The sequence below is a fragment of the Truepera radiovictrix DSM 17093 genome, assembly GCF_000092425.1.
In the GTDB taxonomy this organism is placed as follows: domain Bacteria; phylum Deinococcota; class Deinococci; order Deinococcales; family Trueperaceae; genus Truepera; species Truepera radiovictrix.
Genome location: NC_014221.1, coordinates 2289879 through 2301875, shown reverse-complemented (window position 1 = coordinate 2301875; position 11997 = coordinate 2289879). Strand labels below are relative to the sequence as shown.

At 65.8% G+C, this 11997-nt stretch carries 10 protein-coding genes and 1 tRNA gene; 4 read left to right on the top strand and 7 right to left on the bottom strand.

Annotated features, from left to right (window positions below; all coding sequences use genetic code 11):
- Window positions 1–65: 65 nt before the first annotated feature.
- Window positions 66–710, bottom strand: a complete 645-nt coding sequence (locus tag TRAD_RS10545; RefSeq protein WP_013178599.1) for a monothiol bacilliredoxin BrxC family protein — start codon at window positions 708–710, stop codon at window positions 66–68.
- Window positions 711–1001: 291 nt separating this feature from the next.
- Here TRAD_RS10545 and TRAD_RS10540 point away from each other — a divergent pair.
- Window positions 1002–1093 (top strand) — tRNA-Ser (locus tag TRAD_RS10540).
- A gap of 287 nt (window positions 1094–1380) precedes the next feature.
- Here TRAD_RS10540 and leuS read toward each other — a convergent pair.
- The 3 genes from leuS to TRAD_RS10525 form a co-directional block, all read right to left on the bottom strand.
- Entirely contained in the window at window positions 1381–3888 is a 2508-nt protein-coding gene (gene leuS, locus TRAD_RS10535) for a leucine--tRNA ligase (protein ID WP_013178598.1), read from the bottom strand.
- A 183-nt stretch (window positions 3889–4071) separates the two neighbouring features.
- Complete coding sequence (locus TRAD_RS10530) at window positions 4072–5007, bottom strand: DUF5655 domain-containing protein (protein WP_013178597.1); 936 nt, start codon at window positions 5005–5007, stop codon at window positions 4072–4074.
- A gap of 125 nt (window positions 5008–5132) precedes the next feature.
- Window positions 5133–5696: a DUF1990 domain-containing protein gene (locus TRAD_RS10525; RefSeq protein ID WP_013178596.1), complete on the bottom strand. Its 564-nt coding sequence runs from the start codon at window positions 5694–5696 to the stop codon at window positions 5133–5135.
- A 203-nt stretch (window positions 5697–5899) separates the two neighbouring features.
- Here TRAD_RS10525 and lpdA point away from each other — a divergent pair, with 203 nt between their 5' ends.
- Window positions 5900–7285, top strand: coding sequence for a dihydrolipoyl dehydrogenase (gene lpdA / locus TRAD_RS10520; RefSeq protein WP_013178595.1), 1386 nt, complete (start codon window positions 5900–5902; stop codon window positions 7283–7285).
- Between the two features lie 229 nt (window positions 7286–7514).
- Here the strand turns inward: lpdA and TRAD_RS10515 are convergent, their stop codons facing one another.
- On the bottom strand, window positions 7515–8474 hold the full coding sequence (locus TRAD_RS10515) for an NAD(P)H-quinone oxidoreductase (RefSeq protein ID WP_013178594.1): 960 nt from the start codon (window positions 8472–8474) through the stop codon (window positions 7515–7517).
- Between the two features lie 90 nt (window positions 8475–8564).
- Between TRAD_RS10515 and TRAD_RS10510 the strand changes: the two genes are divergently transcribed.
- Window positions 8565–9125 (top strand): DUF2726 domain-containing protein, encoded by a 561-nt coding sequence (locus tag TRAD_RS10510; protein ID WP_013178593.1) that lies wholly within the window; start codon window positions 8565–8567, stop codon window positions 9123–9125.
- Here the strand turns inward: TRAD_RS10510 and TRAD_RS10505 are convergent.
- Window positions 9113–9889, bottom strand: a complete 777-nt coding sequence (locus TRAD_RS10505; protein ID WP_049773103.1) for a metallophosphoesterase — start codon at window positions 9887–9889, stop codon at window positions 9113–9115. The two genes, TRAD_RS10510 and TRAD_RS10505, sit on opposite strands and share 13 nt — an antisense overlap.
- Window positions 9890–9982: 93 nt before the next feature.
- Between TRAD_RS10505 and TRAD_RS10500 the strand changes: the two genes are divergently transcribed.
- Entirely contained in the window at window positions 9983–10240 is a 258-nt protein-coding gene (locus TRAD_RS10500) for a GlsB/YeaQ/YmgE family stress response membrane protein (protein WP_013178591.1), read from the top strand.
- Between the two features lie 131 nt (window positions 10241–10371).
- On the opposite strand, the gene TRAD_RS10495 is transcribed toward TRAD_RS10500, so the two are convergent.
- Window positions 10372–11952: a DEAD/DEAH box helicase gene (locus tag TRAD_RS10495; protein ID WP_013178590.1), complete on the bottom strand. Its 1581-nt coding sequence runs from the start codon at window positions 11950–11952 to the stop codon at window positions 10372–10374.
- Window positions 11953–11997: the final 45 nt, after the last annotated feature.

The window sequence follows — 11997 nt, the reverse complement described above, 5'->3', positions numbered from 1 at the left end:
GCGCGACCGTGCGCCCTTGGCACGACGGTACGTTCGCGAGACGTGCGAGACGTCGCGTGAGCGATCTACTGCGCGAGGGCCCGCAGCCGCTCGTAGGCGGCCTCCGCGCGCTTGCGGACCTCGTCGCTGTTCGAGCGCCCCCCCATCATCAGGTGCATCTCGAGGTGGCGGTCGACGTCGCCGAAGATGCTCCCCAAGACTTCGACCTCTTCGCGGCTCCGCAAGGAGGCGTCGTCGCGGAAGGTCGTGGTGTAGGCGAACTCGAACTGACGGTCGTCGATCATCCCCGAGAGGTACTGCTCGAGCAGGTGCAAGTAGACCGAGAGGTCGCTGCGCGCAGCGTCCGCCCCCCTTGCCGCCGCACCGGTGTAGGGCACTTTCGCGAGCCCCTGTTGCAGCGTTTCGGGCGTGATGTCCCAGTTGTCGACGTCAAAGACCGCTTCCCCCTCCCGGTAGAGGATCACCTGCGGCGACTGGTGGGTGATGCCCGTCTGCTCGGCGACGAAGTTGCTCGCGGGGCGCGCCTGCACCACGCGGATGAGCCCGACGGGGAGGTCGTCTCTGGTTTCAAGCTGCTCTTGCAAAAAGCCAAAGCCCTGCATCGTTTTGTGACAGGTGCCCGCTTTGAAAATGATGCTGTTGGGGTTTTCCTGGAGAAACCGCTGCACGTCCTCCGGGGTCTCGAGGTTGTAGAGCCGATCTCTAAGCATGACGCCTCCTTGAAAAGCGCGTTGTCATAGGTGTCGCGACGAGATGGGCCGTAGCGGCCCCGTCGCGTTGCAGTGAAAGCGCCTCGGCGCGCTGCCGCATCGCAGCACCGGCTCTATTCTAGTCAGCCGGCTTTAGGGAGTTATGTCGCCTGTTAGGCAGCGGGCCGAGCGCCGCGAGCGAAAACCCGCAGCCTCCGCCATTGATTCGCTGGATGAAACTTGCTAGACTTTGAGGCCGTAGGCTTGCACGGCCCGCGGTTTGGTTGGCGAAACGGCGCAAGCTCGTTACCTGGAGAGGTGTCCGAGTGGTTGAAGGAGCACGCCTGGAAAGCGTGTATACGGGGTAACCCGTATCAGGGGTTCGAATCCCCTTCTCTCCGCCAAAGCGGCGCTCCCGAGCGGGGCGCCTTTTTCGCGCCCCACAGCTTGCACGCTTTGCCGTCACAAGCCGAGGCGGCCCGTTTAACCCCCGCATACGCTGCTGATGAGCCGCGCGATCGGTTCTCGGTGCGTCTCGCAACGCTCGAGCGGGTTGGTGGAGAGAAGGGGATACCGCCACCATAGCCCCGTGCCGGCAGCGGGGTGATGGTGGCAGCACCGCTCGCGACGGGCGCGGAGCCGGAGGTGCATAGCCTCCGGCTCCGCCGTTTGGACGCCCTGTAACGACCGGCTACTTGCGCACGACGATGTTGACGAGCCGCCCCGGCACCACGATCTCCCGCACCACCTGCGCGTTCTCGAGGTGCCGCGCCACGTTGGGCTCCGCTTTGGCGGCGGCCAGCACGGCCGCGTCGTCGGCGCCTTTGGGCACCGTGACCTCGCCGCGCCGCTTGCCGCTCACCTGCACCGCGATCGTCACCGTGTCCTGCACCAGGGCGCCCTCGTCGGGGGTCGGCCAGACTTGCTGGTGCACCGAACCCGCGCGGCCGGAGCGCTCCCACAGCTCGTCGGCGAGGTGCGGGGCGATGGGGGCGAGGAGCAGCAACAGGGCTTCGGTCGCCTCCTCCCAGACGTCCGTTCCAGCGAGGGCGGGTTTGGCCCGACTCATGGCGTTGGTCAACGTCATCAGCTCGGCGACGGCGGTGTTGAAGCCGAAGGCCTCTAAGTCCTCGGTGACTTCCTTGATGGCGTGGTGCACGGCGCGGCGCAGCGCTTTACGGGTCTCCGGGTCGCCCCCGGTAGCTTCGACCGGCTCGGTGAGCAGCGCCCAGACGCGGTTTAAAAAGCGCGCGACGCCCTCGATACCGGTGCTGCTCCAGGGGCCGCCCGCCTCCCACGGCCCGATAAACATCAGGTAGGCGCGCACCGTGTCGGCGCCGTACTCGGCGACGAGGTCGTCGGGGTTGACCACGTTGCCGCGCGACTTGGACATCTTTTCGTTGTCCTCGCCCAGGATCATCCCCTGGTTGCGCAGCCGTTTAAAGGGTTCGTCGACGTCGACGAAACCCAGGTCGCGGAGCACCTTGGTGAAAAAGCGGGCGTAAAGGAGGTGCAAGATCGCGTGCTCGATACCGCCGGTGTACTGGTCGACGGGGGTCCAGCGCCGCGCCCGCTGCCGGTCGATGGGGGCGTCTTGCAGGTCGGGGGAGAGGTAGCGGAACCAGTACCACGACGAGTCGACAAAGGTGTCCATGGTGTCGGTTTCGCGCTGCGCGGGGCCGCCGCACGACGGGCAGGTCGCGTTCAAAAAGCCCGCGTGGTGCTTTAAAGGCGACTCGCCCGTGGGCATAAAGGCGACGTCTTCGGGGAGCAAGACGGGCAGGTTCTCCTCGCGCTCGGGGACCAAGCCGCACCGGTCGCAGTAGAGCACCGGGATGGGGGTGCCCCAGTAGCGCTGGCGCGAGATGAGCCAGTCGCGCAGGCGGTAGGTGACAGTGCCCTTGCCCTTGCCTTTCGCTTCCAACCAGGCGATCACCTTGTGGATCCCCTCCGGCGTGCCCTTGCCGGTCGGGGTCCCGTCGAAGGGGCCGGAGTTGACCATCACGCCGTCGCCCGTATAGGCTTCGGTCATCGCTTCACCGTCTACCTCGGCGCCCTCTGAGGCGGCGATCACCGGTTTGACGGGCAGCCCGAAGGCTCGAGCGAAGGCGAAGTCGCGCTCGTCGTGAGCGGGCACCGCCATCACGGCGCCGGTACCGTAACCCATCATCACGTAGTCGGCGATCCAGATGGGGACGCGTTCGCCGTTGACGGGGTTGATGGCGAAGGCGCCCGTAAACTCGCCCGTCTTCTCCTTGTCGGTCGCCTGGCGCTCGATCTCGCTGAGGTGCGAGGCGGCTTTCACGTAACGCGCGACCGCCTCGCGCTGCTCCGGCGTGGTCAGCTTCTCGACCAACGGGTGCTCGGGGGCGAGCACCATAAAGGTCACCCCCCAGAGGGTGTCGGGGCGGGTGGTAAAGACGACGAGCTCGTCGCCGCTTTCGGTCTTAAAGCGCACCTCGGCGCCCTCGGAGCGGCCGATCCAGTTGGTCTGCATGAGTTTGACCTTCTCCGGCCAGTCGAGCCCGGAGAAGTCTAAGAGCTCCTCGGCGTAGGCGGTGATCTTAAAGTGCCACTGCGGCATCAAGCGGCGTTCGACGAGCGCGCCGGAGCGCTCCCCGCGTCCGTTCACCACCTGCTCGTTGGCCAGCACCGTCTGGTCGACGGGGTCCCAGTTGACAAAGGACGCCTTGCGGTAGGCGAGGCCGCGCTCCAGCATCCTGAGGAAAAAGAGCTGGTTCCAGCGGTAGTAACCGGGGTCGCAGGTGACGACCTTTTTGGACCAGTCGAACGAGGCGCCCATCTTTGCGAACTGCCGCTCCATGTGGGCCATGCGTTCGTAGGTGAGCGTGGCGGGGTGAACGCTCCCCCCCTGACGGGCGGCCTTGATGGCGGCGTTTTCGGCGGGCAACCCGAAAGCGTCAAATCCCATGGGGAAGAGGACGTTAAGGCCGCGCATGCGTTTAAAGCGGGCGTAGGCGTCGGGGATGGAGAAAGCGTACCAGTGGCCGATGTGCAGGTCGCCCGACGGATAGGGGAACATCGTCAGGTAGTAAAAGGGCTCTTGGTCGCTCTCAAGGTCGGTCTCATAGAGCTTCAGCTCGGCCCACCGCGCCTGCCACTTCGGCTCGATCTCCTGCGGGTTATAGCGCTCGGAGCGGTAAGGGGCGCTCGAGCTCACCTCGGGTTGGGTCGTCATAACGTCTCCACTCTAGTTGACGGTCTCTACAACCGCAAACGGGCAAAGAAAAAACCCTAACCGTGCGGTTAGGGCCACAAGGCAGCAGCGAACGCGCTAGCGCCTCGGCCCACCTAGTTGTAGGAGGTTTGTTGCCACGGGCATAAGCGTATGGTAGTCGCGCGGGGGCGCAAAGTCAATTGGCTATCCTCCAACTCTGCGGTAGGCAAGTTCAAGAAAGGGTTTGCTTGCCTCGAGGTCAGCGGGTGACTTGACAATGATCTCCAAGTCGCCCGTGCCGAAGTGGCCGATTCTACTCACGTCTCTAGAGATTCCTGGCGGACCAGAGACCTCGCGGGGATCCAATTTGAGGTAGAGGGCAAGATGCTTTTTTCGAACCTCCATGCAGACGATGTTTTGCGAGATACGATACGCCACGTAGAGTTTTTTGGGCGCCTCCTCTATGGCAGCGTCAAGGCCCATGACGAAGTCTTGAACCGCATAAGCCAGGTCTCGAATTTCCTGAGACTTACCGCTCAAGTGCTCTTCAAAGGTGTAGCTTGCAGACGGTCTCGTCAGCATGGTTTTTTTGCCGACGGTCGTCGCAACCGAATGTCTGGAAGCGGTTTCGGTTACGGCTGGGGGCGCGTAAGCTTTTTGTAAAATTTCTTCAAAGTAGATCGTTTGATTATCGAAGAGTCGATAGGTCCACAGTTCTATGCTTCCGCCGATGACTTGAGCAGCGTGTAGATCGTATCTGTTGTAGTTCGGTGCGAGGCAGATGACGCGTATGTCCGACCAATCTACCTTGGTGTCATTACCTAGGGCTTTTTGCGCTGCAATCTCAAAGTCGCCCCTGTGGTCTTGAATCCATGAGAGATAAAACAAGCTCTGTGTGATAAGTGCAGAAGACTCGACTTTTTTGTACTCGATAATGACAGGGTTGTTGTCTTCGGAGAGCCCAAGGGTGTCGATGCGCCCCGCGTGTTGTTGACCCGTAGAGAACTCAGAGGCAACCAAACGACAGTTGAAAATGGCTGCTAAATTGTTCTCGACGAGTTTCTGTAGCTCTTTCTCAGTAGCGAAGTTGGTCTGCGCTACGGCGAAGAGTTTGTCATCTGAGCGTGAAAATAGCGGCACACGCTAGCTTACCTGAAGTGTCCTGCCATACTTCAGCCAGCTCGAGCTACAACCTCCAAGCAGCGCTGCGCCCGAGCGCGCTCGGCGCCCCGAACCGGGGCCCAGATGTCGTGTCGGTGGCGGGGTTAGAGCGCAGCCCTGACCGACCGCACCGAATCCCTGGCGAAGCGCGCCTGCACGAGCTGCACGGCGGGCGCGCCCAAGCGGACGAGCGGATGGCGCACGCGAGAGACCGCCTCGATGCTGTAGACCACGCGGTTTGCTGCGTCCCACGTCACGCTGAAGCGCTCCTCGCCCGTGAGGACGTGCTGCGGCAGCGTCCCCAAAACGCACGCGAAGCGCCGCGCCCCCTCCTGGACGTCGGTGACCCGTACTAGGTTCACCGTATAGAGCCCCCACCCCGTGCCGATGGCGACGACCGTGCCGCGCGCCACGGGGGGCGCTACCGGGTAGAGGGTCATCCAGCGCGGGTAGACGGCCCAGCTCCGGAGCGCCCGTACGGCGCGGTGAAACACCGCCTCGCCGTCGCCGAGGTGAGCGTGCGTTTCCCGCCTCGAGAAGCCTCTAGGCACCTCTCGGCGCGCGCTCATCCCGACTGCGCCATACGAGAGCGGTTGCGCGCGCTGCGCCTCCAGGCACCGCCGAACGTCGGCCTCCGTGGGCGGCCCGACGTGCAACAAGAGCGACACGCTCCACTATCGCACAGCGCGCTTTGACGCGCGACCTTCCCGCGTCGTTGAGCCGCTCGGTTCGGCTACCTGGTCTCGCCAAAGCGCCGCACTTCAAAGCGCGCCCCCGCGGCGCGGTAGACTGGGCCGTTGTGCTTACCGTTAGCCCGTGAGGAGCGGCTGGCGCCCCTAGGGTGCGGCGCCTCACCCCAAGAGGAGGGACGATGGACTACGAAGTTCTGGTGATCGGTTCGGGGCCGGGTGGTTACCACGCGGCGATTCGGGCCGCGCAGCTCGGCAAAAAAACGGCGTGCGTCGAACAGGAGTATGTGGGGGGCGTCTGCTTGAACGTCGGCTGCATCCCCACCAAGGCGCTACTCCACGTCGCCGAGGACCTGCGCGAGGCGAAGCACGCCAAAAGCTACGGCATCGACTTCGGCGAACCCAAGGTGGACCTTAAAAAGCTCGAGGCGTGGAAGTCGGGCGTGGTGCAGAAGCTGACCGGCGGGGTGCGCAGCCTTTTAAAGGGCAACAAGGTCGACCTCATCGAGGGGCGCGCGACCTTGAAAGACCCGCACACCGTGCAGGTCGGCGACCGGAGCGTGACGGCGGAGAAGATCATCGTGGCGACCGGTTCGGAGCCCATCGAGATCCCGGGTTTCGAGACGGACGGCGAGCGCATCGTCAACTCGACGGGGGCGCTTTTGGTGTCGGAGGTGCCGAAGCGCTTTTTGGCCATCGGCGGCTCCGCTATCGGCCTTGAATTTTCCGACATCTACCACGCGCTCGGCAGCGACGTGACGGTCGTTGAACTCATGGACGAGATCGTCCCGACTGCCGACCGCGACGCCGCCAAAGAGCTGCGCAAGTCCTTTGAAAAGCGCGGCATCAAGATCTTGACGAGCACAAAGGCCCTCAACCAGAAAAAGACCGCTGACGGCATCGAGGTCACCCTCGAGCGGGGCGGGGAGAGAGAGACGCTCGTCGTCGACAAGATCCTGGTCGCCGTCGGGCGCAAACCGCGTGGGACGGGGTTGGGGCTCGAGGAGGTCGGCGTGACGGTCGAGCGCGGTTTCGTGCCGACAAACGCGCACATGCAGACCAACGTGCCGCACATCTACGCCATCGGCGACGTGACCAAACCGCCCCTGCTGGCCCACAAGGCGATGAAAGAGGGGATCGTCGCCGCCGAGCACGCCGCCGGCAAGCCGGCCGCTTATGACACCATCGTGCCGGCGGTGGTCTACACGAGCCCGGAGCTCGCGTCGGTCGGGATGACCGAGCAGGAGGCGAAGGACGCGGGGCACAAGGTGCGCGTGGGCGTCTTTCCGCTGGCGGCCTCCGGTCGGGCGATGACGTTAGGCGTCTCCGAGGGGCTCGTCAAGGTCATCGGCGACGAGGAGACCGATCTGCTCCTCGGCTTTCACATGGTCGGACCCGCCGCGGGCGACATGGTCGCCGAAGCGGCGCTGGCGATCGAGATGGGGGCTACCTTGGAGGACATCTCGCTCACCCAGCACGCGCACCCCACGATCGCCGAGAGCTTTATGGAGGCCGCCGAAGCGGCGCACGGCATGGCGATCCACGTGGCCAACAAGCGGCGGCGGTAGGGCTCGGCGCCCGCACCCCGCTTCAGCGCTGCTGTTATCGCTCCCCCTCACCGCGATTAGGAGCGGTGAGGGCAAAAGACGCCAAAAGGCACTTGCATTCTGCGGCGTTTGGTGTAAACTAACCTAGAACTTTGAGGGTTGCATCTCCGCACCCCGCTGCCCCCCCCGGCGGAGATCCTCTCAGAGTTCTTTTTTTGTGACCGGTCTCCCTTAGATAGCTTAAGCAACCTTAAGGGACGCGCAGCACGAGTTTGCCGATGTTCTGATTTCCCCGCATCCGCTCGTGCGCGCTTTCCACCTCGCGGATGTCGAAGGTGCTGTCGATAAGGGGCCGTAGCCGCCGCGCCTCAATGCGCTCCCAAAAGCGCGCCATAAACGCCTCTTTGAGGGCGACCTTTTCGCCTAGCGGGCGGCTTCGCAGGGTCGAGCCCCTAAGCGTCAGGCGCTTTTGCATGAGCAGCCGCAGGTCGATCTCGGCGCGGTTGCCGCTCAAGGTAGCGATCACGATGAGGCGCCCACCCGTTTTGAGGACCCTGAGGTTGCGCGCCAGGTAGTCTTTGCCGACCATGTCGAGCACCACGTCGACGCCCGCGACGTGCGGCGTCAGCGCCTCCGCGAAGTCCTCCTCGCGGTAGTTAAAGGCCGTGGCGCCGAGCGCCTCGCACGCGGCGACCTTTTCGGGGGTGCCGGCGGTGGCGAACACCGTGCAGCCCGCCGCTACGGCGAGCTGGATGGCCGCCGTGCCCACGCCGCTCGCGCCGCCGTGGATGAGCACGGCCTCCCCCTCTTTGAGGTTCCACTCGAGAAACAGGTTGAGAAAAGCCGTGAAAAAGACCTCGGGCAGAGCGGCGGCCTCCTCGAAGCGCCACCCCTCCGGAACCGGCATGAGGAGCGCCGCGGGGACGTTGACGAGCTCCGCGTAACCGCCCCCGGCGAGAAGCGCGCAGACGCGGTCGCCGACCCGCCAACCGCTCACGCCAGGACCGAGTTCGGCGATTTCCCCGGCGACCTCGAGCCCCAGGATCTCGGACGCCCCCGGCGGCGGGGGGTAGTGGCCCGCGCGCTGCGCGAGGTCGGCGCGGTTGACGCCCGCCGCGCGCACCCGCACGAGCACCTCGCCGGCGGCGGGTCGGGGGTCGGGGACGTCTTCCCAAACGAGCTTGTCTCGGTGTACGGTGATGGCGTTCATGCTCTAGGGTAGCAGGACGCTCGGGCAGCGTCGCCGGGTGTGGAGAATGCAGCAGCGTCTTCTCTCGGGCCTGCGTATCATGCTTTGACCATGACGTCGCCTCTCTCGTTGCCCCTAGACCTCCCCCTTCCCGCCCTTCTGCTCGCCCTCGCGCTCCTCATCGTGCTTCTCATCGTCACGTTGCTAAGCGCCAAGCGGGCGCGCCGCGAGCCCGCCACCTACCCCTACGTGGCGCGCGCGGCCCTCTTTACGCCCGCCGAAAGGGCGTTTTTGCGGCAGCTCGAGGCCGCGTTGCAGGGCCAGCCCTACCGCGTGTTCGGCAAGGTCCGTCTGAGCGACCTCGTGAGCGTAAAGGGGGGGCTTGCCCCGAGTGAGCGGCAGAGGGCACGCAACCGCATCGCCGCGAAACACGTCGACTTCGCCCTCTGCGACCCCCACAGCGCGCGCATCCTCTGCGCGATCGAACTCGACGACAAGACGCACGCGCGGCCTGAGCGCAGGGCCAGGGACGCCTTCGTGGAGCGCGCTTTGGCGGCTGCGGGGGTGCCGCTGCTGCGCTTTCCGGTGCAGCCGAGCCCCTGCGCGTCGGCGCTGCGCGAAGCCGTCGCCGCGCTGCCCCATGAAACTGCACCGCGCCGTCAAGGGCGGTAGATGAAACCGGGGCCGCCGCGGTAGAGCTCGTGGTCGACGTCGGTGCAGAGGCCGCCGTGGTAGACCAGGGGCGCCGTGACGGTGGCGGAGGGCTGTCCCGTCAGCTTCGAGATGGGGGTGTGCGCGTGCACCAGCCGCCGCGCGCCGAAGCGCTCGAGCGTCCCCCGCGCGCGTCGCTCGCCCGCCCCCCAAAACGCCTTGTGTTCGGCAAAAGCGTCCAGCAGCCGCTCCCAAGCGGCCGCGTCGCGCCCCGCTAGAAGGGTCCAAAAGGCGCGGTTGACCGCCTCGATGCTCGCGCCCATGGCGTCATAGAACGTCGCGTCGGCGTGCAGGTAGAGCGTGCCGCCCGCGCGCAAGAGCGCGGGGCGCGCGCTGAGCCAGGTGGCGTGGGCGTCGCCGAAGCGCTCGAGGTCGGCCGCCACACCCCCGTTGTCGCGCCACCTGGTGACGAACGTTCCGCTCGAGCCGGAACCCTCTCCGAAACGGTAGGCGGCCAAAAGGAGCAGGTCGTGGTTGCCGATGAGCGCCTCCACCCCGCCGCTCGCGCGCTCAGCCTCCTCCTGCAGCCGCATCGCGAGCTCTAAGCACCCTAACCCCTGGGGGCCGCGGTTGAAAAAGTCGCCCAGCAGCAGTAGCCGCGCCGCGCCGCCGGACCAGCGCCCGTCACGACACAACCCGGCGCGCCCAAGCAGCCCCTCGAAGACCGCCAAGTGGCCGTGCAGATCACCGATCACGTGCGTCGGTAAGGGGTGCGCTTCGCTCACCCCCGCAAGGTAGCACGCGCGAGATAGCACGGCGCCCTCACCGCGCTTTGTGCAGGACGCCTTTTCCGCTAAACTTGTGCAAGGAGGTCAACGATGAGTCTCATTTCGTGGATTATTCTGGGTGCCCTCGCCGGCTGGATCGCCAGCTTGATCGCCGGAACGAACCGCCAACAGGGCTGTTTGCTCGACATTATCGTCGGCATCGCCGGGGCGTTTATCGGCGGCTTTATCTTCGACTTCCTCGACGCCGGACCGACCGTGACGGGGTTTAACCTGCCGAGTCTGTTCGTCGCGGTGATCGGGGCGGTCGTGCTGCTCTTTATCGTCAAAGCCATTCAAGGGCGACGTTAGCAGCTACGCGTCACCGATCACCAAAAGGAGGAGGCGCCTGCCTCCTCTTTCACGTTTTAGCCGGTTGTGGGCGTGCAGCGCGTGACGCTTTGAACCACGCGCCGCACGCCGCGGTCTTTCCGAAGCTACGATTACGCCCGGTAGCGCGGCGCGCGCGTGCGCGGCCCCTCGGGGCGACGGGTGGGGCGGCGAGGGCGGGTGTCGGCGGGGGGCGCTTCGACATAGGTGGCCTCCTCGATCTGAAGACCTTCAACCTCGCCCCCCAGCCGCTCGGCTTCCTCCGGCCGCAAGTCGGCGTAGGCGCCGTCCCTAGCGCTCTGAACGCGACCGATGTCGCCGGCGCCGGCTTGCTTGAGCATGCGCACGGTCTGCGGCACGCTCAAGGGGCGGCCGGTGAGCTTCAGCGTCGTCCAGCCCTCCTCACCCGTGAGCAAGCTGCGCGGTGCGGGAGCGCCGCCCAGGGTGAGCGCGAGCAAGCCCGCCAGAGCGTCGACGTCTTTCGCGTCGATCCACGCTTGCGCGACCGCGCGCCACGCCGAGCGGTCGTCGTCGCGCTGAGCGGCGAGGTTGCGCTGCAGACCGGCGAGCTTCGCGCGCTGCACGTCTTGGGGGCGGGGGGCGCCGGCACGCTCGATGCGCCGCGCGATAGCCCGCTCCAAAAGGGCCAGCTCGCGCCGTTCGCGGGGGCTATAGAGCAGCACGACGGTGCCCGCGCGCCCCGCGCGACCGGTCCGACCGCTCCGGTGTTGGTAGCGCTCGGGCTGCTCGGGGAAGCGGTAGTGAACGACGAGGTCGACTTCGGGGATATCGAGGCCACGTGCGGCGACGTCGGTCGCCACCAAAACGGTCACCTGTGAGGCGCGGAAGCGCTCCAAAACCCGTTCGCGCTGCACCTGGTTGAGGTCGCCGTGGACCGCTTCGGCGAGGTGGCCGAGGCTGGTGAGCGCCTTGGCGAGCTCGTCGACCTCGGCTTTGGTACGGGTAAAGACGATGGACGCCCCCGTACCGTGAACGTGCAGCACGTCGCTCAGCACGCCCAAGCGAGATGCCAGGGGCGCTTCGATCGCCACCTCGTCGTACGAGACGCTCTCGTCGCTCGTGACGTTCGCGCGCAGCGGGTCGCGCAGGTGCCGCGCGGCGAGGCTTTCGGCCCAGCGGGGCAAGGTGGCGGAAAAAAGCAGCGTCTGGCGCTCCTGTGGGGTCGCGGCCAGGAGCAGCTCAACGTCCTCTTCAAAGCCCGCGTTGAGCATCTCGTCGGCTTCGTCCAAGACGGCGACCTCGACGCGCGAAAGCTGCAAGACGCCCTGTTTGTAGTAGTCCACGGCGCGGCCGGGGGTGGCGACGACGATGTCGGCGCCGCGTTTGAGGTCGCTCGCCTGTTTGCCGTAACCAGTGCCGCCGTAGACCGTGACGACGTTGTGCTCGGGGGCGAGCCACTCGAGCTCCCCCGCGACCTGCAGGGCGAGTTCGCGCGTGGGCGTCAGGATCAGCGCCCGCGGCGCGCGCCCGCGCGCACTCTCGGGCTCTAGACGGTTGGCGATCGGCAGGCCAAAAGCGAGCGTCTTGCCGGTGCCGGTGCGTGCCAAACCAAGCACGTCGCCGCCGGCGAGCGCGTGGGGCAAGGTAGCGGCTTGGATGGTCGTAGGGGTAGAAAAGCCCTTCGCCTCGAGCGCCCGCGATAGGGACGCCCGCAAGGGGAGGTCATGAAACATGGTGGTTCCTTTCTGGGCCTGCTTGAACCTCAACCCGTACTTAGA